The sequence below is a fragment of the Halococcus qingdaonensis genome (genome assembly GCF_024508235.1).
GTDB classification, from domain to species: domain Archaea; phylum Halobacteriota; class Halobacteria; order Halobacteriales; family Halococcaceae; genus Halococcus; species Halococcus qingdaonensis.
Genome location: NZ_CP101943.1, coordinates 952,141 through 977,237, shown reverse-complemented (window position 1 = coordinate 977,237; position 25,097 = coordinate 952,141). Strand labels below are relative to the sequence as shown.

Annotated in this window: 31 protein-coding genes; 14 read left to right on the top strand and 17 right to left on the bottom strand. The window is 64.9% G+C overall.

Annotation, left to right across the window (positions count from 1 at the left end; genetic code table 11):
- Positions 1–18 precede the first annotated feature (18 nt).
- Both NO363_RS05185 and NO363_RS05180 read left to right on the top strand, forming a co-directional pair.
- The gene (locus NO363_RS05185; protein ID WP_256687372.1) at positions 19–714 is read left to right on the top strand and encodes an HAD family hydrolase; all 696 of its coding nucleotides are present in this window, start codon (positions 19–21) and stop codon (positions 712–714) included.
- A gap of 32 nt (positions 715–746) precedes the next feature.
- A complete protein-coding gene (locus tag NO363_RS05180; RefSeq protein WP_256687371.1) occupies positions 747–1,949 on the top strand; it encodes an alpha-hydroxy-acid oxidizing protein in 1,203 nt (400 codons plus the stop codon).
- Here the strand turns inward: NO363_RS05180 and NO363_RS05175 are convergent, their stop codons facing one another.
- From NO363_RS05175 to NO363_RS05165, 3 genes are read right to left on the bottom strand one after another with little or no spacing between them, the layout of a single operon-like run.
- Positions 1,950–3,122, bottom strand: coding sequence for a CaiB/BaiF CoA transferase family protein (locus NO363_RS05175; protein ID WP_256687369.1), 1,173 nt, complete (start codon positions 3,120–3,122; stop codon positions 1,950–1,952).
- A gap of 37 nt (positions 3,123–3,159) precedes the next feature.
- Positions 3,160–4,149, bottom strand: a complete 990-nt coding sequence (locus tag NO363_RS05170) for a BtrH N-terminal domain-containing protein (protein ID WP_256687368.1) — start codon at positions 4,147–4,149, stop codon at positions 3,160–3,162.
- Between the two features lie 43 nt (positions 4,150–4,192).
- The gene (locus NO363_RS05165) at positions 4,193–4,669 is read right to left on the bottom strand and encodes a redoxin domain-containing protein (protein ID WP_256687367.1); all 477 of its coding nucleotides are present in this window, start codon (positions 4,667–4,669) and stop codon (positions 4,193–4,195) included.
- A gap of 73 nt (positions 4,670–4,742) precedes the next feature.
- Between NO363_RS05165 and NO363_RS05160 the strand changes: the two genes are divergently transcribed.
- Positions 4,743–4,988 carry a glutaredoxin family protein gene (locus tag NO363_RS05160; protein WP_256687365.1) on the top strand — a complete coding sequence of 82 codons (246 nt, stop codon included), beginning with the start codon at positions 4,743–4,745 and terminating at the stop codon, positions 4,986–4,988.
- Between the two features lie 43 nt (positions 4,989–5,031).
- Entirely contained in the window at positions 5,032–5,523 is a 492-nt protein-coding gene (locus NO363_RS05155; RefSeq protein WP_256687364.1) for an HVO_2922 family protein, read from the top strand.
- A gap of 33 nt (positions 5,524–5,556) precedes the next feature.
- Here NO363_RS05155 and NO363_RS05150 read toward each other — a convergent pair whose 3' ends face one another.
- Both NO363_RS05150 and NO363_RS05145 read right to left on the bottom strand, forming a co-directional pair.
- Positions 5,557–5,955: a cupin domain-containing protein gene (locus NO363_RS05150; RefSeq protein WP_256687363.1), complete on the bottom strand. Its 399-nt coding sequence runs from the start codon at positions 5,953–5,955 to the stop codon at positions 5,557–5,559.
- A gap of 59 nt (positions 5,956–6,014) precedes the next feature.
- Positions 6,015–7,226, bottom strand: a complete 1,212-nt coding sequence (locus NO363_RS05145) for an acyl-CoA dehydrogenase family protein (RefSeq protein ID WP_256687362.1) — start codon at positions 7,224–7,226, stop codon at positions 6,015–6,017.
- Between the two features lie 244 nt (positions 7,227–7,470).
- On the opposite strand from NO363_RS05145, the gene NO363_RS05140 reads away from it, so the two are divergent.
- Genes NO363_RS05140 through NO363_RS05120 form a run of 5 tightly spaced genes read left to right on the top strand, consistent with a single transcriptional unit; the run spans position 7,471 to position 11,136 of the window.
- The gene (locus NO363_RS05140; protein ID WP_256687360.1) at positions 7,471–8,538 is read left to right on the top strand and encodes a phosphotransferase family protein; all 1,068 of its coding nucleotides are present in this window, start codon (positions 7,471–7,473) and stop codon (positions 8,536–8,538) included.
- Positions 8,539–8,590: 52 nt separating this feature from the next.
- Positions 8,591–9,784: a 3-hydroxyacyl-CoA dehydrogenase gene (locus NO363_RS05135; RefSeq protein ID WP_256687359.1), complete on the top strand. Its 1,194-nt coding sequence runs from the start codon at positions 8,591–8,593 to the stop codon at positions 9,782–9,784.
- Positions 9,781–10,233, top strand: coding sequence for a PaaI family thioesterase (locus tag NO363_RS05130; protein WP_256687357.1), 453 nt, complete (start codon positions 9,781–9,783; stop codon positions 10,231–10,233). The genes NO363_RS05135 and NO363_RS05130 overlap by 4 nt, the downstream gene beginning before the upstream one ends.
- Complete coding sequence (locus NO363_RS05125) at positions 10,230–10,670, top strand: MaoC/PaaZ C-terminal domain-containing protein (protein WP_256687355.1); 441 nt, start codon at positions 10,230–10,232, stop codon at positions 10,668–10,670. The genes NO363_RS05130 and NO363_RS05125 overlap by 4 nt, the downstream gene beginning before the upstream one ends.
- A gap of 43 nt (positions 10,671–10,713) precedes the next feature.
- Positions 10,714–11,136, top strand: coding sequence for a universal stress protein (locus NO363_RS05120; protein ID WP_256687354.1), 423 nt, complete (start codon positions 10,714–10,716; stop codon positions 11,134–11,136).
- A 6-nt stretch (positions 11,137–11,142) separates the two neighbouring features.
- On the opposite strand, the gene NO363_RS05115 is transcribed toward NO363_RS05120, so the two are convergent.
- The 3 genes from NO363_RS05115 to NO363_RS05105 are packed head-to-tail and all read right to left on the bottom strand — an operon-like array spanning position 11,143 to position 13,649.
- Positions 11,143–11,667: a winged helix-turn-helix domain-containing protein gene (locus NO363_RS05115; RefSeq protein WP_256687353.1), complete on the bottom strand. Its 525-nt coding sequence runs from the start codon at positions 11,665–11,667 to the stop codon at positions 11,143–11,145.
- A gap of 3 nt (positions 11,668–11,670) precedes the next feature.
- Complete coding sequence (locus NO363_RS05110; RefSeq protein WP_256687351.1) at positions 11,671–12,516, bottom strand: alpha/beta fold hydrolase; 846 nt, start codon at positions 12,514–12,516, stop codon at positions 11,671–11,673.
- Positions 12,513–13,649: an acyl-CoA dehydrogenase family protein gene (locus tag NO363_RS05105; protein WP_256687349.1), complete on the bottom strand. Its 1,137-nt coding sequence runs from the start codon at positions 13,647–13,649 to the stop codon at positions 12,513–12,515. Before NO363_RS05105 ends, NO363_RS05110 begins: the two co-directional genes overlap by 4 nt.
- 137 nt (positions 13,650–13,786) lie before the next feature.
- Between NO363_RS05105 and NO363_RS05100 the strand changes: the two genes are divergently transcribed.
- Positions 13,787–14,848 carry a zinc-dependent alcohol dehydrogenase family protein gene (locus NO363_RS05100; protein ID WP_256687348.1) on the top strand — a complete coding sequence of 354 codons (1,062 nt, stop codon included), beginning with the start codon at positions 13,787–13,789 and terminating at the stop codon, positions 14,846–14,848.
- 38 nt (positions 14,849–14,886) lie between these two features.
- Here NO363_RS05100 and NO363_RS05095 read toward each other — a convergent pair whose 3' ends face one another.
- Complete coding sequence (locus NO363_RS05095) at positions 14,887–15,258, bottom strand: 30S ribosomal protein S8e (RefSeq protein WP_256687346.1); 372 nt, start codon at positions 15,256–15,258, stop codon at positions 14,887–14,889.
- An 81-nt stretch (positions 15,259–15,339) separates the two neighbouring features.
- Here NO363_RS05095 and NO363_RS05090 point away from each other — a divergent pair, with 81 nt between their 5' ends.
- Complete coding sequence (locus NO363_RS05090) at positions 15,340–15,786, top strand: DUF2240 family protein (RefSeq protein WP_256687345.1); 447 nt, start codon at positions 15,340–15,342, stop codon at positions 15,784–15,786.
- Between the two features lie 11 nt (positions 15,787–15,797).
- Here NO363_RS05090 and NO363_RS05085 read toward each other — a convergent pair whose 3' ends face one another.
- Entirely contained in the window at positions 15,798–16,442 is a 645-nt protein-coding gene (locus NO363_RS05085; protein WP_256687343.1) for an HAD family hydrolase, read from the bottom strand.
- An 80-nt stretch (positions 16,443–16,522) separates the two neighbouring features.
- Here NO363_RS05085 and pyrF point away from each other — a divergent pair, with 80 nt between their 5' ends.
- Complete coding sequence (pyrF, locus tag NO363_RS05080; RefSeq protein WP_256687341.1) at positions 16,523–17,311, top strand: orotidine-5'-phosphate decarboxylase; 789 nt, start codon at positions 16,523–16,525, stop codon at positions 17,309–17,311.
- Position 17,312: 1 nt separating this feature from the next.
- Here the strand turns inward: pyrF and NO363_RS05075 are convergent, their stop codons facing one another.
- Positions 17,313–17,513 (bottom strand): hypothetical protein, encoded by a 201-nt coding sequence (locus NO363_RS05075; protein ID WP_256687340.1) that lies wholly within the window; start codon positions 17,511–17,513, stop codon positions 17,313–17,315.
- 63 nt (positions 17,514–17,576) lie between these two features.
- On the opposite strand from NO363_RS05075, the gene NO363_RS05070 reads away from it, so the two are divergent.
- Positions 17,577–18,080 (top strand): J domain-containing protein, encoded by a 504-nt coding sequence (locus tag NO363_RS05070; protein ID WP_256687339.1) that lies wholly within the window; start codon positions 17,577–17,579, stop codon positions 18,078–18,080.
- Positions 18,081–18,183: 103 nt separating this feature from the next.
- Positions 18,184–19,779: a GTPBP1 family GTP-binding protein gene (locus NO363_RS05065; protein ID WP_256687337.1), complete on the top strand. Its 1,596-nt coding sequence runs from the start codon at positions 18,184–18,186 to the stop codon at positions 19,777–19,779.
- Positions 19,780–20,123: 344 nt separating this feature from the next.
- Here NO363_RS05065 and NO363_RS05060 read toward each other — a convergent pair whose 3' ends face one another.
- From NO363_RS05060 to NO363_RS05035, 6 genes are all read right to left on the bottom strand, one after another.
- Complete coding sequence (locus tag NO363_RS05060) at positions 20,124–21,329, bottom strand: IS4-like element ISHth3 family transposase (RefSeq protein ID WP_256687336.1); 1,206 nt, start codon at positions 21,327–21,329, stop codon at positions 20,124–20,126.
- An 87-nt stretch (positions 21,330–21,416) separates the two neighbouring features.
- Complete coding sequence (locus NO363_RS05055; RefSeq protein WP_256687335.1) at positions 21,417–22,403, bottom strand: DUF6414 family protein; 987 nt, start codon at positions 22,401–22,403, stop codon at positions 21,417–21,419.
- Between the two features lie 156 nt (positions 22,404–22,559).
- Positions 22,560–23,234 (bottom strand): HAD family hydrolase, encoded by a 675-nt coding sequence (locus tag NO363_RS05050; protein WP_256687333.1) that lies wholly within the window; start codon positions 23,232–23,234, stop codon positions 22,560–22,562.
- A gap of 30 nt (positions 23,235–23,264) precedes the next feature.
- Positions 23,265–23,741: a double winged helix-containing putative transcriptional regulator gene (locus NO363_RS05045; RefSeq protein WP_256687331.1), complete on the bottom strand. Its 477-nt coding sequence runs from the start codon at positions 23,739–23,741 to the stop codon at positions 23,265–23,267.
- Positions 23,738–24,670, bottom strand: a complete 933-nt coding sequence (gene mch / locus NO363_RS05040; protein WP_256687329.1) for a methenyltetrahydromethanopterin cyclohydrolase — start codon at positions 24,668–24,670, stop codon at positions 23,738–23,740. The genes NO363_RS05045 and mch overlap by 4 nt, the downstream gene beginning before the upstream one ends.
- A 40-nt stretch (positions 24,671–24,710) precedes the next feature.
- Positions 24,711–25,025 carry an MTH1187 family thiamine-binding protein gene (locus tag NO363_RS05035; protein WP_007741122.1) on the bottom strand — a complete coding sequence of 105 codons (315 nt, stop codon included), beginning with the start codon at positions 25,023–25,025 and terminating at the stop codon, positions 24,711–24,713.
- Positions 25,026–25,097: the final 72 nt, after the last annotated feature.

Sequence of the window (25,097 nt, the reverse complement as noted above, 5' to 3'; positions counted from 1 at the left end):
CCGCCGAGTGACATTGGCATGAACTACGAGGCAGTCTTCTGGGACATCGGCGGCGTGATCCTGGATCTCGGCTCGGTCCGGGCGGGCCATCGGGCGTTCGTCGGGGCGCTCGCCGACGAGCACGATCTCGACAGGGAGGAAGCGCTCGCCACGTGGCGCGACGAACTGGGATCGCATTTCAGTACGCGCGAGGGCACCGAGTTCCGCAGCGCGCGGGTCGGTTACGGGCGCGCGGTCGCGGCGATGGTCGGGCACGAACTGCCCGAGGAGGAGTGGCTGCCGACCTTTGAGCGCGCGACCCGTGAGAACCTCGAACCAATCGCGGAAACCGTCACTGCGATCCGCCGGCTCGAAAGCCACGTTCATCAGGGTGTCGTCAGCGACATCGACACGTGGGAGGGCGAGGCGCTGCTCTCGCAGTTCGGCGTCGCTGACCGACTCGACGCGGTGACGACCTCCGAGGAGGTCGGCCGGACGAAACCCGACCCGGCGATGTTCGAGACCGCGCTCGCGAAGGCGGGCGTCGAACCCGCCGCGGCGCTGATGGTCGGCGATCGCTACGAGAACGACATGCAGGGCGCGGCGCGAGCGGGTATCGACACCGTCGCGTTCGGGGGCAGCGCGAGCGAGGCGGCCCCCGACGATCCGGCCGTCACGTATCGCGTCGATGACCCGCTCGATATCGTCGATCTGGTCGGTATCGACGACGGGTGAAACTACTTGTGTCGGCCGTGCCAGGAATTCACATGAGCGACGACTCCTCGGAGCCCTACGGCGAACGCCGCCAGCGCGACGTCTACGCGTCGGGGATGCTCGCCGACGACCCGCCCGAGCATCCGGTTCGGTACGAAGAGCTCGAGCGGCGGGCGATGGCCGCGATGAGCGAGGAGGCTGCGGCCTACGTGGCTGGCGGGGCCGGCACCGAGGACACGATCACCGAGAACCGCCGCGCGTTCGCCGACTGGCGGATCGTCCCGCGCGTGCTCCGTGACGTCGCCGAGCGCGACCTCCGCGTCGATCTCTTCGGGACCGAACTCGATCTCCCGGTCCTGCTCGCCCCGCTTGGCGTGCTCTCGATCGTCCACGAGGCGGGGGAGCTCGCGGTCGCGCGAGCCGCAGCCGATCACGACGTCCCGATGGTGCTCAGTTCGGCGTCGTCGTACACGATGGAGGAGGTCGCCGAGGAACTGGGAGAGACCCCGAAGTGGTTCCAGCTCTACTGGTCGGCCGACCCCGACATCGCGAACAGCTTCGTCGAGCGCGCCGAGAACGCCGGTTACGACGCGATCGTCGTCACGCTCGACACACCCCTGCTCGGCTGGCGCGAGCGCGACATCGAGCAGGGCTACCTCCCCTTCCTCGACGGCGAGGGCGTGGCGAACTACGTCTCCGATCCGGCCTTCCGCGATCGCCTCGACGTCCCGCCCGAGGAGAACGAGGGCACGGCGCTCATGGAGTTCGTCGACATCTTCGGCGATCCCTCGCTCACCTGGGACGATCTGGCGAACCTCCGCGCGGAGACCGACCTCCCGCTGATAGTCAAAGGTGTGCTCCACCCGGACGACGCCGCACGGGCCGTCGAGTGCGGTGCCGACGGCGTAATCGTCTCGAACCACGGCGGTCGACAGGTCGACGGTGCGGTCGGTGCACTCACCGCCCTCCCGGGCGTGGTCGATGCCGTCGGTGACGTCCCCGTCCTGTTCGATAGCGGCATCCGCGGCGGTGCGGACGCGGTGAAGGCGATCGCGCTCGGGGCCGACGCCGTCTTGCTCGGACGACCCTACGCCTACGGGCTGGCGCTCGATGGCGAGGCCGGCGTTGGAAGCGTCCTCGAGAACTTCCGCGCCGATCTCGATCTGACGCTCGCGCTCGCGGGCCACACGAGCTTCGACGAACTCGACAGGACGGTACTGCTCGATCGGCGGCCATCGGGCGTGGACGGTCCCTGATCACTCGCCGAAAACCGCGGCTCCCGACTCGCGTAGCTCCGCGATATCGTCGTCGGTGTAGTCCGCCTCGCGGAGGACCGCTTCGGTCTGTGCACCGTGTCCTGGAACGCCTGTCGCGGGGTCGGCGTGATCGGACGACCGCGCCGGAAAGCCGATCCGCTGTGGCCACTGTGTCCGTTCGACGATCCCTCGCGAGTCGGTCTGTGGATGATCGAGCGCCTCGGGGAGAGTGCGAACGGGTTCGACGGTCGCGTCGCTGTCCGCGAACGTCTCGGCCCACTCGTCGCGGGTCTTCGCGGCGAATAGCTCGGTCAACTCCTCGCGCAGCGCCGCACGTGTCGCCTCGTCGTCCGTCATGTGTGTCTCGATGAGATCCTCACGGCCGACGGTCTCACAAAATGCGTTCCAGAACGGCGGTTCGAGCGCCGCGATCGAGACGAACTTTCCATCACTGGTCTCGTAGATCCCGTACCAGGGCAACTCCCCCGTGAGAGCCGTTTCCCCGGGGCGCGGCGTCTCGCCCGCGAGCGCGTCGGGCGCGAGCGCTTGTGAAAAGGAGAGCAACACGTCGGTCATGGCGACGTCGAGATACTCGCCGCCGGTGTTGCCGAGCGCGCGCGAACAGAGCGCGCCGACGATCGAGAACGCGGCGAAGAGCCCGCCGGCCATGTCACCCACCGGAACGCCCGGCATCTGTGGTTTCGCGCTCTCGTCGGCACGGGTCATGTCGAGCAGACCCGAAAAGGCGGCGTAGTTCAGGTCGTGGCCCGCACGGGTGCGGTACGGCCCGGTCTGGCCGTAGCCCGACAGCGAGCAGTAGACGATCTCGGGGTTGTGCTCACGAACTGAATCGTCGTCGATCCCGAGGCGTTCGGTGACGCCCGGGCGGAATCCCTCGATCAGCACGTCGGCGTCGCTCGCGAGCTCGAAGAACGCCTCGCGCCCCGCGTCGGTTTTGAGGTCGAGTGCGACGCTTCGCTTGCCCCGATTGACCGCCCCGAACAGCGTTCCGTCGCTCCCTTCGCTCTCGAAGCTCATCCAGCGGGTCGGATCACCGGTGGCGGTATCCTCGATCTTGACGACCTCCGCCCCGGCGTCGGCGAGCAGTTGGGTGGCGTACGGACCTGGCAGGTGACGCGTCAGATCGAGCACGCGGACGCCATCGAGTCGCATACCCAATGCTCCGGCGGCCGGGTGATAATCCTTCGCGTCAATCGTTTTCCAGCCCCTCGCGGAGATCAACGAACAGTTCCTCTTCGTGGTCGGCGATGGTTGCAGCCTGCTCGCCCGCGCGCTCGAAGGTCTCCGTGGTCGGCGTCTCGCTCGCCGCGCGAAGCGTCTCGCCGAGTGCCCTCCAGTCGTCGGCGATCGCGCGGGTCCGATCGGCGAACGAGTCGTCGAGGAAATCGAGCTGGGCGAGGAAATCGGCGTACAGTCGGCGGAACGCGCCGCCGCCGGTGCCACGACGCTCGATGTTCTGGTAGGCAAACCGTGCACTCCAGGACGCGTCATCCAGTCCCGTCCATTCCGGAAGCTCGCGTGCGAACCGGCGAATCCCTTCCAGACCCTGCGTGCCCCACGCGCCGGATTCGCCGTCGGTGAGCATGCCCTTCGTTGCCCGCGCGATCGCCACCCGTGCCGCGCTCTCGATCGACGTGTCAGGAGACGGTCGCTCGCCATCGATAGCGAGCCAACGGTTCGATAGCGGCCCGACGAAGCCGTGTTCCGAACCCCATGCTTGTTGCCGGAGGCGGTCGATCGGTAGCCGCTGGACACTCTCGAACTCGCTGTCCGAGAGCAGCACGTCGTCTCCCTCGGTGCCGAGACAGACGAGCGTGTGCGGGCCGAAGTGGGTGTCCGTCCCGTAGTAGTCGAGGTAGTAGAGATCGGCGAACAGCACGACGGGTGTTCCGTCGGCGAGCCGCGCGCTGACGGCTTCCCAGGCTATCTCCCAGTTCTCACCGTCGCCCTCTTCGAACGGGATCGCGAGGGTCTCGAAGAAGCCCGATTCGAGCCACGAGCTTCGGCCCATGATGGTGCGGCTGGCGGGTCCCGCCTCGTAGTAGCCGAAGCCGATACCGGCCCCGAGACCGAAACAGAGCGGCTCGTCGAGCCCCCAGCCGTAGTGCGCCGCCAGGTTGCGCAGCGAGGCCGACCCGCAGTGTGCGCCCGACCGGTGTGGGTAGTCGGCGATCGACATACCGTTGCCTCGCGCGTCCGCGCCATAGCCGTGTCGGCGCTGCCTATCCGACGAGTTCGGCGACGGCCGCCTCGATCTCCGTGCGTGGGACGGGTGAGATCCAGTCCTCGCCGAGCCAGCGGTGGACGACGCGCTGCTCGTCGTCGAGGACGAAGACGGCGCGGCGCGCGGTTCGTGTCTCGCCCATGCCCGAACGCCGAGTGAGCAGATCGTACGTCTCGGCGGCTGCCCCCTCACCGTCGCTGAACAGTCGAAACGGACTGTCCAGATAGCGGATGAAGGCGTTCTGTGCGTAAGGGCCTTCACGACTCAGGCCCACGACGGGAACCTCGAATTCGTCCCAGCCGGCGCGCTCGTAGCGTTTCCACCAGTTCTCGGCGATGGCACTGAACGAGAAGCCGTAGAAGACGACCACGCAGCCGCCGTCAAGGACGGTCGAGAGGTTGGCCGTCTGGAAGGTCTCGCCGTCACAGAGCAGCGCCGTGAAATCGGGTGCACGTTCGCCCTCGGATGGTGGCATGTCTCATGCTGGACGGACGGGCACAAAACGCCGTCGGCGGGAGGTTTTTGTCCGTGGCCGCCGGACGGTGGACATGGCCATCACGCTCTACCGTCTCGAAGGCTGCCCGCACTGCGAAGCCGTCGTCGACCGTCTCGACGATCTGAATATCGACTTCGACAGCATCTGGGTCGAGGCGCTGCACTCCAAACGCGACGAGGTGAAGCGCGTCTCCGGCCAGCGCGACGTCCCGGTGCTCGTCGACGACGAGCGCGGCATCACGATGAGCGAGTCCGACCGCATCGTCGAACATCTCGATCGTTCGTACGCCGCGGCCTGATCGGACACCTTCTTTTTATCCTCACGCCGTCCGGAACGACTGTATGGCCGACGAAACACTGTTCGAAAGCGAGCGTCAGCGGAGTCGCGCCGATATCGCCGACGTACTCAGATCGCTGGCGACGGCGCTCGAAAACGATGGGCCGGTGACGCTCGAAGACGGCGAGCGGTCAGTGCGGATCGAACCACCGGAGCAGCCGCTGTTCGAGATCGAGGTCGAACGCGACTCCGAGAGACGGAGTTTGGAACTGGAACTCGAATGGGACGAGCGCGACGAGGAGGGCGAGGACGTTTCGGCAGCCGCCGAGAGCGAGCCTGTAGAGAGTGATGGCAAATCCACGGCCGAACCCGCCCACAGCCTCGGTCGTTTCGAGGTCTTTCAGGACAGAGCGAGCGAGTGGCGCTGGCGGCTCGTCCACCGGAACGGGAACATCATCGCCACGAGCGGTGAGGGCTATACGAGCAAGCAGAACGCGCTCAAAGGGATGCGAAGCGTGATGAAGAACGCCCCCGACGCCACCGTTGTCTCCGAGTAGGACGACCGAAAGTGGGTGTCGGGGCGATGGCGCTCAGTCGAGGTCGTGCGGGTCGAGCCCCGGATCCTCGACGGCCGGCGCGCCGATGGCGAGAACGATCCCCTGGTCGTCGCCCATGTAGCGGTGGCCGTGACCGATCTCGGGGCCGGCGGCGTAGAACGTGCCCGGGCCGACCTCGTGGATTTCCTCCTCGCCAGAGCGGCCGAGTTTGACCGAGAACTCGCCCTCGACGACGTAGTAGAGCTCCTCCTGTTCGGAGTGAGCGTGGTACTGGATCTCCTCACCGGGGTCGAAATACCAGAGCTTGACGTTCGTCTCGTCGGTGCCGAGCGCGTCGTCGATCGAGCGGATGTCGAGATCCGGCGGGAGCTCCTCGACGTCGGAGAGGTCGGTGACGCGCACGTCGTCCGTGTGAACGATTCCGTGGTCCATGGACCGTCGAGGGCAGGCCGGTGCAAAAGGTTGTGCCCGGCCCTGCCCGGACCGGGCGATCAGCCGTCGAAGCGGGGGACCGCCTCGATCTCCGTCGGATCAGTGTCGTCGAAGGCCGCACGCGCGATCGTTCGCTTGTGGACCTCGTCGGCTCCGTCGACGATACGGAAGGCACGTACCGCGTCGTAGAAGTCGGCGAGCGGCAGATCGCGACTGATGCCGGCCCCGCCACAGCACTGGATGGCGAGATCGATCGTCTCCTGGGCGACGTTGGCGGCGAAGACCTTGCTCATCGAGACCTCGACTCTGGCCTCCTCGCCGGCGTCGAGTTTCGCCGCGGCGTCCCTGACCATCGTCCGCGCGGCGTGCAGCCGGGTTTCTGCCTCGGCGATCGCGAACCGCTGGGCCTGTTTGTCGGCGAGCGACGAGCCGAACGCTTCGCGCTCGCTCATGTAGGCCTTTGCCACGTCGAGCGCGCGATCGGCCATTCCGGAAAAGCGCATGCAGTGGGTCAGTCGTGCGGGCCCGAGGCGCTGCTGGGCGACGGTGAACCCCTCGTTTTCCTCGCCGAGGAGGTTCTCCTCGGGCACGCGCACCCCGTCGAAGCGGATCTCGGCGTGGCTCTCGGGCACGAGATCCTGGCCGAGATGGGGAATGTCGCGGACGATCTCGACGCCCGCCGCGTCGGTCGGCACGAGAATGATCGAGCAGCCGGCGTAGGGGTGAGCCTCCTCGTCGGTCCGGGCCATCACCAGGAGCACGTCGGCCGCGCTGCCCTGGGTGGTCCACCATTTGTGGCCGTCGATGACCCATTCGTCCCCTTTCTTTTCCGCGGTGGTACGGAGCATCTTCGGGTCTGATCCGCCTCCAGGAGCGGGTTCGGTCATCGCGAAGCCCGAACGAACCTCGCCGGCCACCAGCGGGTCGAGCCACTCCTCTTTCTGTGCCTCGGTGCCGACGAGTTCGAGCGTGTGCATGTTCCCCTCGTCGGGCGCGTCGACGCGCATCGCGGGCGCGCCGAGCAGGCTTCGACCCGCTTCCTCGAACAGCGGCAGTACGTCCCGGAGCGCGATTCCCATGCCGCCGTGTTCTTCGGGAATCTGGGGTGCGTAGACGTCGTACTCGCGGGCCTGCTCGCGTAGTTCGTCGATCGTCCCCTGGGAGACGCTGCCGGCGGCGTTGGCGCGCTCCTTCGGCAGCACGACTTCGTCCATGAATTCGCGGGCTCGATCGCGCAGTTCCTGGGCGGTCGCCGAGTCGTCGTAGTCCATACGACCCCTTCTCGGCACTACATTGTAAAACGATAGGCCGGATACTGACGAATTCGCATACTGTATATGGATGTGACTGGTTCTCGGCGAACGAAGCTATCGACTACGTGAAGCCACAAGCACCGTGAATCCTCCGCAAAGGTATCAATATAGAATGATGTGTCCAGTAGATATTCGTACCCGGACGCACAACCGATCTACCAATGGTAATGAGATCACCACCGTGGCCGAACCGGGGGAGCCGATGAGCGACGAGTATTTCGCGCGCATCGTCGATCGGGAGTCGCTCGCCGACTACTTCGAGCGCGAACTCGGGGCAGTTGAGGCGTTCGACGTTCGCCACCATCAGGAGGGCCACTCGAACGAGACGCTGTTCGTCGAGTGGGGTGATCGCGACCTCGTGGTCCGTCGACCGCCACCTGGCGAGGTCGCCGACACCGCCCACGACGTACTACGGGAGTACCGTGTGATGGACGCGCTTCAGGAGACGGACGTCAGAGTGCCGCCCACCGTGTTGGCCTGTGAGGATCATTCAGTCTTGGGCTGTGATTTCTACGTGATGGAGCGCGTCGCGGGCGACGTGCTGCGCGAGGGCGAGCCCGAGCGTTTCGCCACGCCCGATCACCGACAGCGGATCGGCGAGGAACTCGTCGACGGGCTCGCCGAGATCCACGCGGTCGACTACGAGGACGCGGGCCTCGGCGAGTTCGGCCATCCAGAGGGGTTCACCGAGCGGCAGGTGAGCCGCTGGTCGGAACAGTTGACCTGGGCATTCGACGTGACAAGCGAGGAGCGCGAGGTGCCCGCGCTCTACGACGTGATGGAGTGGCTGACCGAGAACGTGCCCGACGCGCCGACGCACACGCTCGTCCAGGGCGACTACAAACTCGACAACGTGATGTTCGGGCCGGGAACGCCACCCGAGATCGTCGCGGTGTTCGACTGGGAGCTGAGCACACTTGGAAATCCGCTCGTCGATCTCGGCTGGCTGCTGTCGTACTGGTGGGACGAGGGCGATCCCGAACCCCCGGCGGCGACCGACTCGCTCACCGCGACGTTCATGACCAGTGAGGGCTATCCCAGTCGGCAGGAACTGGTCGAGCGCTACGAGCAACGGACGGGGATCGAGTACGAGAACGACCGGTTCTATCGCGCGCTCGCGGTCTACAAGCTCGCCGGCCTCGGCGAGATGTTCTTCCGGCGCTATCTGGAGGGCAACGCCGACGACCCGCTCTACCCGAAGATGGAGACTGGCGTGCCCGAACTCGCCGATCGCGCGGTGCGCATCATCGAGGGGGAGGAGCCGCTATGAGCGGTTCGCTGGCGACGGGGGAGTTAAGCCGCTGCCGATCGCTCGAACGACCATGACGGACATCGAACGGGTGGCGGTGCTCGGCGCGGGCAACATGGGTCACGGCATCACCGAGGTCGTCGCGCTCGGCGGCTACGACATGACGATGCGCGACATCGAGGCTGACTTGATCGAGTCGGGTTACGAGAACATCGAGTGGAGCGTCGGCAAACTCGCCGAGAACGGGGCGATCGACGATCCAGATGACGTGCTCGCGCGCATCGACACGACGACCGATCTCGCCGAAGCGGTTAGCGACGCCGATCTGGTGGTCGAGGCCGCCCCCGAACGGATGGCGCTCAAAAAGGAGATCTACGCCGAACTTGACGAGCTCGCGCCCGACGGGGCGATCCTCGCCTCGAACACCTCCTCGCTGTCGATCACCGAGATCGCGAGCGCCACCGACAGGGCGGCACAGGTGGTCGGCACCCACTACTTCAACCCGCCGGTCAAGATGGATCTCGTCGAGGTGATCTACGGCGAGCAAACGTCCGACGCGACCGCCGAGACAGCCCACGATTTCGTCGAATCGCTCGGCAAGACGCCGATCTACGTCCGCAAGGACGTCCAGGGGTTCGTCGTGAACAGCGTTCTCGGACCGTTCATGGTCGAACCCGCCTGGATGGTCTCCAACGACGAGGCCAGCATCCGGGAGGCCGACGCCGCGATGGTCCACCAGCGTGGCTACCCGATGGGGCCGTTCGAGCTCGCCGATCTGACGGGGATCGACATCGGCTACTCGGTCCGTGAGGAGGCCGGCATCACCAACCCGCCGATGATCGAGGAGCGGGTCGCAGCCGAGGAGCTGGGCCGCAAGACGGGAAAGGGCTACTACGACTACGAGAATGGTGACGGTGCGGACTACGAAGCGGGCGACGGCGAGGGGTTCGACACTCTCCGGGTGGAGGCCCGAATGGTCAACGAGGCCGCGAAGCTCGTCGGGATGGACGTGGCGACCCCCGACGCCATCGACACCGGCATGCGACTCGGTGCTGGCTTCTCCGAGGGGCCGTGCCGGCGCGCCGACCGGGCGGGTCTCGACACGATCCTGGACAAACTCGAATCGCTCCACGAGGCGACCGGCGAGGAGCGCTTCGAGCCGGCCGACTATCTCGTCGAGCTGGTCGAGAACGGGAACACGGGACAGGAGAACGGGCGCGGGTTCTACGAGTACGAGGACGGCGAGCCGGTCTCCGGGGGTCGATGAGCGACCTCTCGCCGGCCGAGCGGAGCCAGCTCGAAGCCATCGTCGGCGAGCACGGCTTCTTCTCCTGGCTCGGCATCGAGATCGAGACGATCGAGCACGGCCGCGTCGTGCTCCGCGTGCCCTACGACGAGAAGTTCACCAATCTCGTGCCCGGCGGCGAGGCGAACGTCCACGGTGGCGTGGCGGCCACGCTCGTCGACACCGCGAGCGGGTTCGCGCTTCGGTCGACGTTCGAGGACCCCCAGGGCGCGGCGCTCACGACCACGGATCTGAACGTCTCCTATCTCCGCCCTGCGACCGACGATCTGACCGTCGAGGCCGAGGTCGTCCGCGCGGGTGGATCGATGGGCGTGACGGATGCAACCGTATCGAGCATCGCGCCGAACGGCGAGGAGAAGGACGTCGCGGTCGGGCGCACGAGCTACCGGCTCTTCCGGGAGGGACGATGACTACCTTCGAATCGATCGCCGAGGGCGAGACGGCCACGACCGCCCGGCGGACGGTGACCGAAGCCGACGTGACGAATTTCGCAGGCGTGAGCGGCGATTTCAACCATCACCATACCGATGCGGAGCGGATGGCGAGTACGGAGTATGGCGAGCGGATCGTCCACGGCGCGTTCGTCTTCTCGGCGATGACGGGCCTGCTCTGGCAGTCCCGGACGCCCGAGCAGCGCGACGACGTCATCGCGTTCTACGGGGTCGATACGCTTCGGTTCGCCGCACCGACCTATATCGGCGACACGATCCACGTCGAGACCGAGGTGCTCGAAAAGGCGGAGCGCGACCATCCACGGGCGAACGGGACCATCAGATACGGCGTGGCGGTACTCGATCAGAACGGCGAGACCGTGCTCTCCTGTGAGCTACTCTCGCTGGTGCGCTGACGATCGACGGTAGCTTCTTTTGTCGCCTCGTGGTAGGGTCAGTATGGGCAAGCGGGTTCTGGTTCCGTTCGACGACTCGGAACAGGCACACGAGGCGCTCGAATACGCCCTCGACGAGCACGCCAGGGACGAGCTCACAGCCATCCACGCCGTCGACCCCGCCGAGTGGGGCTACGGCGCACCGGGCAACACCCTCGGCGAGCACTGGAAGCAGGAAGCGCGCGAGGAGAGCGACGAGATCCAGTCCAAGGCCCGAATGGTGGCCGACGAGTACGGTGTCGAGCTCACGACGGCTGCCGAAAGTGGCGTGCCGAGCGACGTCATCGTCCAGTACGCCGACGACAACGAGATCGACCAGATCGTCATCGGGAGCCACGGCCGCTCGGGCACCAGACGCCTCCTGCTCGGCAGCGTCGCCGAGGAGGTCGCGCGCAAGGTCTCGATCCCGGTGACGATCATCGGCTGATTTCGGCTATTCCCGCGTACGCGGCCCGTTGTTCAGGCTTTCGAGCAGTTCGGGATCGGTGCCGAACTTGAGCACGTTCGTCACGACGGAGTTGCGGATGTTCGAGACCACGCTGCCGTGTTCCTTGTAGAACTCGTGGATCCAGCGCGATTCGGCCTCGCGCGTCGGGAACATCATCACCGTCTTCCACTGGTATTCGCCATCGGAGAGGAAATAGAACAGCGTGTTCGGCGAATCGCGGATGTACTCCATCGCCGCGCGCCACTCGTCGGCGAAGTGTTCGGCGTTGAACTTGAACTCGAACAGGCCGAAGATGAAAAAGTCCTCGTTCGGGATGATCGCCTCGCGGAAGACGCCCTCCTCGCGCATCCGTCGGATCGACTCGCTGACCGTGACGTGCGAGACGTCGATGTCGTACTTCTCGTCGAGGATCTCGGTGAGCTGGCGCGAGGAGACCTGCGGATCGCCCGCGAGCTCGCGCAGGATTACCACATCGCGCTCGGTGAACTCCCATTCCGGTGTGTCACTCATGGCTCACCCCTCTGCGAGGAGGCTCCTAAGCTCCTCGATATACCGATCGGTGCGGTCGGCCATCACCCAGTGGTAGGCCTCGTCGAGCGCGATCAGCTCGCCGCCGGTCTCCTCGGCGAGGCGCTCGCCGTACTCGATCGGCTGGAAGGAATCCTCGGAGCCCCACAGACAGTACACGTCGGCCTCGATCGCCCCGTAATCGATCTCGGTCGTGTGGTTCGTGTTGGTTGCCACCGCACAGCGTGCGAGCGAGGTCCGACCCTCCTCCGTGAGCCACGGTGCGGTCAACCCCTCGACGAACTCATCATCTGGGTCGCCGTAGGCACCGTCCCGAAACGCCGAACTCACCTGCTCCTCCAACTCGCCGATGGGTGTCTCGGTCGTCTCGGGCAGTCCGAAATCGGTGATGAATTCGACGGGCCACGAGTCGTAACAGACCGCGTTCGAGCAGACGAGTTCCGCCACCCTATCGGGGTTATGGGCGGCGTAGCGCAGCGCGACCCCGCCGCCGATGTCGTGGCTCACGAGCGTGACGCGCTCGATGCCCAACTGCGCGAAGAGGTCGTCGAGCATCGCCTCCTGTGCCCGAATGGATCGATCGAAGTCGTCCGTCATCGCCGAGTTGCCGTAGCCGAGCAGGTCGGGCGCGATGGTTCGGCGATCCTCGGCGATCGGCGGGACGATATCGCGCCAGAGGAACGACCACGTCGGGATCCCGTGCAGGAAGACCACCGGCGGGTCGCCCCCATCAGCCCCGCCACCATCGTCGCGGTAGGCCACCGAGAGTTCGTGCCCGTCGACGGTGACGGTCGTACTCTCCTGTTCGGCGGCCCACTCCTCGTGGTTCATAGCAACCGGTCGGCGATGATGTTCTTCTGGATCTCGCTCGTGCCCTCGTAGATCTTCGTGATGCGCGCGTCGCGGTAGTAGCGCTCGGCGGGATGGTCGGTGACGTAACCCGCACCACCGAACACCTGGATCGCCTCGTCGGCCACGTCGACGGCGTGCTCGCTGGCGAACAGTTTCGCCATGCTCGCCAGCCGTACCGCGTCGTCGGCGTCGCTCTCGACCGCGCTCGCGGCCCGGTAGGCGAGCGACCGCGCGGCATCCACGTCGGTCGCCATCTCGGCGAGCTTGTGCCGGATGGCCTGGAACTCGGCAATGGGCTGGTCGAACTGCTCGCGCTCGGTCGCGTACTCACGAGCGGCGTCGAGCGCGCCCTGTGCGGCCCCCACGGCCTGGGCGGCGACGCTCGTTCGCCCCGACGCGAAGAACTCCATCAGCTGGTAGAACCCCTCGTTCACCTCGCCGACGACGTTCTCTTCCGGGACTCTGACGTCGTCGAAGCGCAGTTCCGCGAGGTCGGATGCCCGGATCCCGAGCTTGTTGTCGATCTTCTCCGCCGAGAACCCATCCGTGTCGGTCGGCACGAGAAAGGCCGTGATCCCCTGATGGCCAGCGCCGGGGTCGGTCTTGGTCATCACGATGGCGACGTCCGCGACCGAGCCGTTGGTGATCCAGGTCTTGTTCCCGTTGATGACGTAGTCGTCGCCGTCCTGCTCCGCGCGGGTCTCGATGCCCGCGACGTTCGAGCCGTGGGCGGGTTCGGAGATGGCGCTCGCCGAGACCGCTTCGCCAGCGGCGATCTCCGGCAGCCATTCTTCCTTCATCCACTCGTCGCCATACTCGATGAGCATGTCGCTGCCGAAGCCCGCCGAACCGACCGCGCTGCCGATGCCCGGGTCGGCGCGCCAGAGCTCCTCGGTCACGATCGATCCCGCGAGCGCGTCCATCCCCGCACCCCCGTAGGCCTCGGGGATGTTTGGCGCGACGAAGTCGTACTTCGCGGCCTCTCGTCTGAGTTCTTCCGGATAGTCACCCGACTCGTCGTGCTCGCGCGCGACGGGCACGATCTCCTCCTCGGCGAACTCGCGGACGGCCGATCGGATGGCCTCGTGTTCTCCCGATAGCTGGAACGCCATGCGTAGTCGTGGGTTTCCAGCGAAAAATATCTTCCTGCCATCCGTGAACGACGGAAAGTGGTGGGCGGGCGGTTCAAAAGCAAGCAGTGTGTTCACACGGTACACCTATTACGATGGGCATCGATAGCATACGAGCTATGCGAGCAGCAGTCCTCGAAGAACACGGCGAACCGCTCGACATCCAGGACGTGGACGCGCCCGATCCGGAGCCGACGGGTGCGGTGATCGAAATGGAGGCCTGTGGCATCTGCCGGAGCGACTGGCACGGTTGGCAGGGTGACTGGGACTGGCTCGGTATCCAGCCCCAGGAGGGCCAGATCCTCGGCCACGAGCCGGCAGGCACGGTCGTCGCGGTCGGCGACGACGTCGAGAACCTGGAAGAGGGCCAGCAGGTCACGGTGCCGTTCAACCTCGGCGACGGGACCTGCAAACAGTGTCGCACCGGCCACGGCAACACCTGCGAGAACATCCGCCCGCTCGGCTTCGTCGAATCGGTGCCCGGTGCGTTCGCCGAACAGCTCCACGTCCCGGCGGCCGATCACAACGCCGTTCCGCTACCGGACGGCGTCTCGTCGGTCGACATGGCCGGGCTCGGCTGCCGGTTCATGACCTCGTTTCACGCGCTCGCCCACCGCGCCGACGTCGGTGGTGGCGACTGGGTGGCGGTCCACGGCTGTGGCGGCGTCGGACTTTCCGCTGTACACATCGCCAGCGCGCTCGGCGGCAACGTCATTGCGGTCGACTTACAGGACGAAAAACTCGAAAAGGCGAAAGAACTCGGCGCGAGCGCGACGGTCAACGCGAGCGACGTCGAGAATCCGGCCAGCGAGGTGAAGGCCATCGCGGACGGCGGCGCGGCGGTCTCGATGGACGCACTCGGTATCGAAACCACCTGTCGGAACTCCGTGCTGAGCCTCGGCACTCGCGGCCAGCACGTCCAGGTGGGCCTCTCGACGCAGGACGAACGCGGGATGGTCTCGCTGCCGACGGACGCGATGGTGATGGGCGAGATCGAGTTCATCGGCTCGCTCGGGATGGCCCCAACCAACTACGACGAGATCTTCCGGATGGTCGCCGACGGCACACTCGACCCGAGCGCGGTGGTCTCCGAGACCGTCCCGCTCGACGACGTCTCGGAAAAATTAGCGGCGATGGACGATTTCGAGACGATGGGGATCCCGGTCATCGACAGTTTCTGAACCGACCGCAGAAACGTTTCGTTGGCGTTCTGTGGCCGCTACTCTTCGAGAACGGCGTTGACCTGGCCGTCCTGGCCGGGTCGGGAGGTCACTCTCGCGGTGCCCTCGCTGGTCTCGATGAGCGCGCCCTTGGTGATGATGTTCCGGCGGACGTAGTTCGGGTTCGCGGGATTTTCGGCGACGCCCTCGATGTCCGCACTTCGCGTCTCGTCGTCGACCGCGACGCTTGCGTGGTCGATCGAGATCGCACGGACGGTCCGCGTGTTGCCGCGCGTGTCGACGGTCTTCAGCACCGTGTCGCCGACGCGGGTCTCGGTCGGCTCGCGGCCGAGCTGGTGTTTGCGCTTCTTCGTCGTTCGTCGCCGTCGTCCGCCGGTCCGCTTTTTGAGTGCGCGTCCCTGGTCTTTCATATCCGAAAGCGGGTGAGCGCACACTTGAATCGCTCGATAGCCCATCGACGGATTTAGCACGCCGCCGCCCGCTCATCCGTCGTGAGCCTTCGCAGCGCCGTCGCCGCACCGTTCAAGGGTCGTGGTGAGGACGAACTGGCCGAAAGCGAGTTCGTCGTCGCGCTCTCGCTCGATCGTGACTGGTTCTCGCCCGAGCAGGCGACCCGGCTGGCCGACATCGCCGTCGGCGAGGGGCTGCTCGAACGCACCGACGAGGCGCTCGTTCCCACGTTCGATCCCGCGGACACGACGATCCCAGAGGGGTTCGTCCCCGACGAAGAGCTGCTGCGCCGGCGCTCGGCGTTCGAGCAGGTCCTCGACGCGCTCGTCGCCGACGGCATCGACAAGCGCGAAGCGGTCGCCGAGATCAACGAACTCCAGCAAACCCTCGCGGTCACCATCGAGGCCGCCGCGGTGCTCTACGCCAGACGGCGGGACATCGACGTGAGCGAGGCCGCCGACCGCGCGCTCGCGGAACTCGGCGATTGACGGGCTGGCGATTAGAGGGAGTCGACGGTCCCCGGGAGCTGTGCCGCGAGCGCATCCCGTTCGAGCGCCGCATCGGCCTCCGCGACCGGCTCGTCGTCGGTGATCTGCACGGTCCGGAGCCCGGCGTCGTGTGCACCCACGATGTCGATGTCCGCGTGATCGCCGACGTAGACCGTCTCGTCAGCGCGCGTCGATAGCTCGTCGGTGACGGTCCGGAACGCACGCTCGTCGGGTTTGCCAGCGTCGAGCGAACCGGTCACGACGACCACGTCGAACAGCTCCGTCCAGCCGAGCGCGTCGAGTTTCGATCGCTGGGCGCGTACCGGGCCGTCGGTGAGCAACCCCACTCGATAGCTCTCCTGGAGATCGGCGACGAGCGTCTCGACACCGTCGACCGGCACGAGCGCGTCGCCGATGGCCTCGCGGTAGGCGTCGGCGAGCGCCGCGGGCGATGGGCCGTCGTCGTCGAGTAGCTCCGCGAAGATGGCTTCGCGCGTCTCGCTCGTGAGGTTTCGACGATGGGCGTCGAGATAGGTCTCGCGCGAGAGGTGAGGTGCGCCGACTGCTGCAGTCGCCTCGTCGAGCAGTGTCTGGCGGTCGCGTTCGGGCACCGCGAGAGTGTAGTCGAGATCGAAGGCGATCGCCGAGACGGGCATGGTAGCGATAACCATTCCTCCGATATGAGTGTGGCGAGACGAACCCGAACGCCCTTTTGCGACCGTCGACAGGCTGGGGCATGTTCTTCGAGCGCCTCGCCGACCGTATCGCCACCGCCGACAGCGTGCTCTCAGTTGGTCTCGATCCCGACCCCGATCGACTGCCCGATCACCTCCACGGGCACGACCTGCCGCGCTGGGCGTTCAACCGGCGCATCATCGACGCCACTCACGACCACGCCGCCTGCTACAAGCCGAACGCCGCCTTCTACGAGGATGCGGACGGCTGGCGCGCGCTCGAAGAGACCATCGCCTACGCCCACGGCAAGGACGTCCCTGTGCTGCTCGACGCCAAACGTGCCGACATCGGCAACACCGCGCGCCAGTACGCGAGCCTCCTCGACACGGCAGATGCCATCACCATCAACCCCTATCTCGGCCGCGACGCGCTCGAACCGTTCCTCTCGCGGGAGGAGAAGGGCGTGTTCGTCCTCTGTCGTACCTCGAACCCCGGAGGAGCGGATCTCCAGGACGCCGAACTCGAATCGGGTGAGACGGTCTACGAGCGCGTCGCCGATCGCGCCGGCGAGTGGAACAAGCGCGGCAACGTCGGACTCGTCGTCGGGGCCACGGTTCCCGAGGAGTTGGAGCGGGTGCGCGAGCGCGCTCCTGATCTCCCGTTTCTCGTACCCGGAGTGGGTGCACAGGGCGGCGACGCGGAGGCCGCCATCGAACATGGGCTCGCGAGCGGCGTCGGGCTCGTCAACTCCTCACGGGGCATTATCTTCGCCGGCGAGGGCGAGTCGTTCGCCGGGGCGGCCGGTGAAGCGGCGAAGCGACTGAAACGACGGCTGAACGAGTATCGATGAGTTAAAACCGGACGTTCTCGCCCGTATCCTCCCGACCGGGATCCGTCGGTTCGTCGGAATCGGAACCGGAGCCGTCCGAACAGTCCAGACAGAGGCTGTGCGAGTCGTCGTAGTGCTGTGAACAAACCGTTCGGCCGCAGCGCTCGCAGGTGTGATCGGCCGGACGGCTCTCGCAGATCTGACACAGTTCGGAGACGCTCATGGCGGCCGTTCGCCGTGCAGGAACTTCAAGCTGTGGCGAGGGGTTTAGGCCGCTCGACACCCAATGACCGCCGTGCCCCGGTCGCAGCTCGTGCTCGCGCTCATGTCGGTGTTCGCCGGGCTGACAGTCGTGCTCGCCGTGCTCGGCTTCGCCTACAGTCCGGTGGCACTCGTCGTCGCGCTCCCCTTCGGTGCGACGACCTACGCGCTCTGGTATCACGCGAGCGGACGACTCCGTGAGCGCGCCCGACGCAACGCCCGCGCCGGACGGCGAACGACGACCGAGCGCGGCGGGTTCGGTGCGGGCCCGCGCGAGGACTGGACCGGTCCGCGAGGCGGTGGCGGTGGTCGGTTCGGGGATACACGACAGCGCCGTGCCACACGACGATCGACCGGCCAGTCGATGCGCGACGCCTACCGGACACTGGGACTCGACCCCGATGCCGACGAGTCGGCGATCAAGCGGGCCTATCGCGAGAAGGTGAAGGAGACCCATCCGGACACCGAGGACGGCTCCGAACGTCGGTTCAAGCGCGTCAACGAGGCCTACGAGCGACTCTCCGAGTGAACGATCGTGGACTGGTCGTCTCGCACACGACGGAGATGTCCGTTGTAACGAGGCTGTATGCCGCGGCAGGAAGGTTTTTGCGCTCGACACGCTACTGTTCGACATGGTCGCTGACCGGGCCGTCCTCGACCGGGCGCTCGCGGCGGGCGAGCGCGAGGGCGGTAGCGTCGAGTTCAAAGAACGGCTCACCGAAGACCTCCATCTCGCCGACGGCAAGCTGGAGAGCCTCGCGGCACAACTGCGCCACCGGGTGCTCTCGGGCGACGGCGAGGCCACCTACGTCGTCGGCGTCACCGACGACGGCGGACTCGCAGGCATCTCGCCCGACGTGTTCTCCGAGTCGATGGACGTGCTCTCACTGCTCGCCGAGGAGGCCAACGCACACATCGAGGCGGTCGACACGTGGGGGATCGACGACGGGCTCGTCGGCGTCGCCACCATCGCCGAGGGCGCAATGTTGGAAGACGACGGCCACATCGTCGTCGGCACCGCCGGCCACGTCGATCACGGCAAGAGCACCCTGGTTGGCTCGCTCGTCACGGGCCAACCGGACGACGGCAACGGCGACACGCGGAGCTTCCTCGACGTCCAGCCCCACGAGATCGAGCGCGGGCTCTCGGCGGATCTCTCGTACGCCGTCTACGGCTTCGACGGCGGCGAACCGGTCCACACGCGGAACCCGAACCGAAAGGCCGACCGCGCCGAGGTCGTCGAGGAGGCGGACAAGCTGGTCTCGTTCGTCGACACCGTCGGCCACGAGCCGTGGTTGCGGACGACGATTCGAGGGTTGGTCGGCCAGAAGCTCGACTACGGACTCCTCACCGTGGCCGCCGACGACGGCCCGACGAAGACGACGCGCGAACATCTCGGCGTGTTGCTCGCGACGGAGCTGCCGACGGTGGTCGCCATCACGAAAACCGACATGGTCGACGAAGAGCGTGCCATCGAGGTCGAGCGCGAGGTCGAGCGCCTCCTCAGGGACGTGGGCAAGACTCCACTGCGCGTCGATCGCCACGGCGTCGACGCGGCCATCGAGGAGATCGGCGACACCGTCGTCCCCATTCTGCGCACGAGCGCGGTCACGATGGACGGGCTCGACGCGCTTGACGAACTGTTCGAGCGACTGCCGAAGACCGGCACCGAGAAGGGCGAGTTCTCGATGTACATCGATCGCAGCTACAAAGTGACCGGCGTCGGCGCGGTCGCCTCCGGCACGATTCGGTCAGGAACCGTCGAAGCGGGCGACGAACTCCTCCTCGGTCCGTTCCGCGACGGCACCTTCCACGAGGTCGAAGCGCGCTCGATCGAGATGCACTACCACCGCGTCGACCGCGCGAAGGCCGGCCGGATCGTGGGGATCGCGTTAAAGGGTGTCCGGGAGGCGGATCTCGAACGCGGGATGGTCCTCCTGCCGCGCGATGCGGACCCCACAGCAGTCCGGGAGTTCGAGGCCGACGTGATGGTGCTCAACCACCCCACCAGGATCGACGACGGCTACGAGCCGGTCGTCCACCTCGAAACGGTGAGCGAGGCCGCCGCCTTCCACCCGGAGGGTGGTCAGCTCCTGCCGGGCGACACCGGACACACGCGAGTGCGATTCAAGTTCCGGCCCTATCTCGTCGAGGAGGGCCAGCGGTTCGTCTTCCGTGAGGGCCGCTCGAAAGGTGTGGGTACCGTCACGAACGTCTCCTCAAAGTAGCTACAGAAATTGGCGGGGCCGTTATCGTTCCAGCGTCACAAACCTTCGAGCTATTAAAAATGGCATGCTGCATACAGAGGATGTATTCAGCAACCACATCCTTTTCAATGAACATCGTCGGTGTACACCTGTTGCGTTCTGAGTTGATAAAGCCACGGCGAGCGAGACCTTTGTGAGAGGCACCAGACCGGGGTGTGTGGGCTGCGCAAGTTCAGCCTGATGCGAGAAAATGGAAGCAGAATCGAGAAATGCGTCGTCTCAAGCCTAAAAGGCGAAGAAAACCGCGATTTTGGCGACAGCCGTCGCTGGCCGCCGACGGCTGTCGCTGGCCTCGTGTGATGAGATTAGCCGAACGAAGTCAGCGTCTCGTTCCAGTGCGTCCGGACTTTCTGGATCGCACGCGCCACGCCACCCTTGACCGGGTGGCGTTGGCGCAGCCACTCCACAAGCACGTATCCAATCAACGCACAGAACAACTCAAACAACACGCCGTTCAGTGATTTCGAGTGGAAATTCTCAACGTTCAGATATTGTTTGAATTCACGAAACAGAATCTCGATCATTGTCCGGAGGGTGTAGATACTGATCACGTCGATGGGATCGTACGCTGACGACGCCAGCGTCGTCAGGTACTGAAGCTCTTCTCCATCCGGCGTTTCCAAAACGACACGACGAAACTGTTCACCGGTCTCGGCCAGTTCAATTTGCTCGTCACGAATCTGTCTCGTTCCGTCCTCATTAGTGACCTCGACGTTCTGGAGCGTGTCCAGAACGTCGAGACGGGCGTTTGACTGGAGTAGGGTGACGAAGTCATCGTCGCTGTACTTGATCTCACAAAAGCGACGATAGCGCGTGTATCCGCGGTCAAAGACCCAAATAACCGAGTCGAGGTCTGCGAAGACCTCGACGTCATCGCTGAGATGGTTGAACTGGGGACTTTCGTGGGTTTCACCCTCTGTCACGGTTGTTCCAAGCGGATGCTTGTGTTCACCGTCTACGCGTGCGGCGCAATGAAGTTCGAGTCCACCGCCGTCTGTGTCGATTTCATAGACGTGCTCGTCGTCTCCGACAAATTCGTCGGAGACGACAACTGAGCGGGTGAGTTCGAGATTCGTCGCGTCGACAGCAATTACCCCTCGTGTAAGCCACTTCAGGCGTTTTCGCTGGACAGCACGCTGATGATACAGCTGTGGCGTGTGGAGCAACGCGAACAGCATGCGAACGACCGCGCGGTAGTCGCGGTCGTTCGTGAGTTCGGAGAACCGTGACTCGGGCATTTTGTCAAGAGAGTCATCAACAGCGGTCTTATCGGCGAGTTCGGCGAGCGAACTAGATGGATCAAGTCCTTCACGAATGGCTACTTTGAGGTGGTTGTCGAAGTCGTGTTTGTCGGTGTGGATGCCGATATCGAACTCCTGAGCAATGGACTCGCTGTCGCCTGCGGCGAGCAGCGAGTACAACTCATCGGCGACAGTTTCGGCAGAGTTGAAGTTGTTGGCGTCCGTTGCATCCGGTGACGGCCTATCTGCCGACTTAGAGGTCACAGACATCAGGCCGTCACTACCGGCTCACGCCGGTTTTAAATAGTCGAAACGCAACAGGTGTACACAGTGGTTTTCAAGATATTCTTGTTGAGACTACCGATATATTGCGATTGGTTTCACAGAAATAGATGGATAAGAGACTTTGAGTCCCATCTCTGTCGCAAGTTCGTCCGTCAGATGATGCATCATCCCAATATTATTCAAACCATCTTTTAGTTCTATTGACTTGTTTCGAGTGATTGTCTTCACCCGCCCGACGAGTGTGCAGTTCGGAATTCGGTTACTTTCGTAGTTCGTCATCAATTCAATCGGCGTGTCTTCCAATTTGCTCTCGTCTATCGTTAGCCGTATCGATTGCTCTCTATTATTTTGGATCGGAAACAATTCAGCGAATATCATCTCTTCATATTCCGCTGGTATAAAAGCTGAAAAAGTATCGAAAAAGTCGAGCATCCTTTCTTTCCGTTCATCATCGTCCATGTCTGCCAACGGGGAGTCTTCATCGAACGTCTCATCCATATCTACCGAGTTGAGACCCAGTGCCTCCAATTTTTCAGAATCAGACATTACTGACAAAATCCCCAAGAGAAGGTCAAGGCTCGTAGACATATCTGAAACCTCTAAATTACCGTCCACCCGGATGATGTGGCCCTCCGAAATATCATCCCACGGTCCATCTGACCGGGTTCCTTCGCGAAATCCATCTCCGGACATACTGGTGCTCGGTCGGATATCGCCCAAGTCGTGAAACCATTTTCCTTCAGCATCTTCAAGTCGGTTTTGCAATAGGGTAAAATGGTAGTGATGAAGGCCCTTAACCGACTCTTCGTACGAGGCATCACCACTTGTTTCTAAGACGTTACCTTCGATTCCTGCCTTTCCGATTCCGAACACAGACGCCATGAGTCGTGCAGTCACGCTTTTCGAGACCTCGTTCACCTCCTCGTCCCCTTCCACCATCTCTTTGATAAATCCGCCTCCCATTCGCGCCGAGATGGATTTTACTTCATCCATATCCAAATAGACGAAATCGGAGACATACGGGGGAGCACTACTGTCAGCATTACCTGCCTCGACCATATTTGCGATGTGTCATAGACACACATGAAACTTACTGCCAGTTCGCACAAAGGTATCTAAATACCCCTGATGCTGAATACGTGCTCTGTATCTTGCAAGTCGTTTCTGGCAGCCGCTGAGGAGAACACAGACAAATATAATGCTTCTCTGCTACCCTTAGCTTCGCCACGGCGGGTTCGCGAGCTCTTCCATCGAGGCGAGCGTGTGGTCGGGCACCGGATCGGGCGTCGAGCCGTCGTCGAGCCAGACGCTTTGGAGACCGGCCGCCTGCGCGCCGGCGACGTCAGAAGACAGCGAGTTACCGATGTGGACGGCCGATTCCGGTTCGCCGTCGAGCGCGGAGAGCGCCCGATGGAACGGTTCGGGATCGGGTTTGGCGGGCGCGTCGTAGCCCGCGTGGACCACCGTCTCGAAGGCGTCGTCGAGGCCGAGCGCGGCGAGTTTGTCCGACTGCATCTCCGGTGGGCCGTTCGTGACGACGCCGACTCGGTGATCGTTCGAGAGGGTCGCGACCGCCTCGCGCGCGCCGGGGAGCGCGCGGACGTTGTGGTGGTCGCGCTCGTCGGTGTAGGCGTCGGCGAGGTCGTATCCGAGCGCCGGGTCGTAGTCGTTGTCGGCGGCGATGGCGGCGAAGCACTCCTCGCGGAGCTCGGTGATCGTGTCCGTGCGGTCGGCGAACGTCGCATAGCGGGCATAGTAGTCCTCGACGGTGAAGAACGGCTCCACCTCGCACGCCTCGAACGCGAGCGCGAGCAGTTCGTCGCCCGAACGGCGGTACTCACAGAGCGTGTCGTCGATGTCGAACAACACAGTGTCGACCGATGCTGTCATTACCGAACCCAGGGGCTACGGAAGCAAAAATCAGACGGCACGATGTTCGTCGCCGACCCGCTCGGCGAGATCGAACACGACTGCCCAGCCGAGCAACCGCCGGACCCGCCCACGCCAGTGCTCTTCCCAGTCGGGCCGTCGATGGCGTTCCCAGTTCGGCACGTGCGATCGAAATCGGTCGAACAGTTCGTCCTCGTCGAGCGGTTCGTCGTCGAGTGCGTCGAGCAGTGCTTCGACACCGAAGACCCCCTCGCGAAACGCCGTTGCGAGCTCTTCGCGACCGGGATCGCGCCGCAGTCGCCGATAGCCCGAACTCGTCTCCTCGGCGAGACCGAGCGCCCGGAGGAACGTGATCCACTCGCGGGCGTCGTCGCGCGCGGTGAGCTCCGTCCGGTCGAGCAGGCGCGCACAGCAGTCGCTCTCGCTGCCGGGAACCAGCGGAAGCGCCTCCTGTGCATCGCTCAGGAACGCCATCCCACTGGGTTCGGGCGCGACTTTGAGCTTCACAGGTCGAACGAGTCGGCGAGCAGTTCGTCGTTCGTCTCGCCGAGGACGTGCGTCGACCCGCCCACGACGTCGACGGTGAGCTGAGCCGGCGCGAAGAGTTCGGCGGGCAGGTCGGCGACCGACCAGTCGACGCTTGCGAAGATCGACTCGAAGGGTGTTCCGTACTCGTCGGCCGCGGTCGACGGCAGCTCGTCGAATCGGTCGAACTCCTCGGCGACCGTCAGATGAACCTGGCCGCCGTAGGCGAGCGCGTCGTTCGTCTGTCCCATCGCGCTCGCCTCGCTCTCGCTCACCGGGGCGAGCGGCGCGCTCGCGCTCACTGATCGAACGTCGAGCGGATCGTAGCCCAGATCGGTCAGCCGCACGGTCGCGAGTTCGGCCGCCCGCGCGGCGACGGTGAGACTACCCGCGAGGCTCGCGGTCGGCACCGTCGCCAGGAAAAGCGAGCTCGGTTCGATGCCTGCCCGCTCGGCGATGTCGGCGGCGATCGCCGGGGTGGGCGGCTCTCCGGACTCGACGGCGAGCACGCCGAAGTCGAACTCGTCGGCGTAGCCCACTCGGGTAAAGATCTCCGCTTCGGCGGCCAGCGCCCGCGCCGGACCGCTGCCGAGCCCCTCGAATTCGTGGCCACTGAGCTCCCAGTCGGCCGTCTGCGAGCAAAGCAGCGCGAGCGATGGGCGGTCGGTCGTGAGCTCTACGTGGGGGAGCGGCGCACCGGCGACCGTGTCCATTCGCGTCTGAACGGTCGCGAGCCCGGCGGTCTGGATCTCGGCGAGCAGCAGGCCCGCCTCGATGCCGCCCGGCACGTGATGGCCGAAATCGAGCAATGTGGCCTCGTTGTCGAGCTCCCGCACCTCGATGCCGAGCTCGTCCGTGAAGTCGATCGCCTCCTCGACGAGTTCGAGCGCCATCCGATTGAGACTGTCCATGCCCGTGGTTCGTCCCGGCGGTGAACCGTTCGTCGGTTCGTTATTCACGGTCGCCGTGTGCCTCCCGGCCGAGTTCGCGTTCGACGGCATCGACCTTGTCGTCGGCCGAATCGTCGCTCGTGCGTTTGTCGTCGATCTTCAGGACGGTGCTCACGCGGTCGCCGTCGACGGCCTCGTGTGCGGCCTGCGCGGCTGCGAACAGTTCACCCGGTTCGTCGGCCTCGATCACCGTGCCCATCGGGTTCGTCTCGTAATCCACGTCGAATTCGTCGAGCGCAGCGACCGCTTTGGCGACCTCGCCGGCCATGCTGTCCTCGATGACGGGAGCGACGCTGAGCAGTGCAACGACGGTCATGGGAGCACGACGCGGGCCATCCACCTAACGCTGTGGGCCGCCGGCGAACACAAGCTACATTCGCGTCGGCCG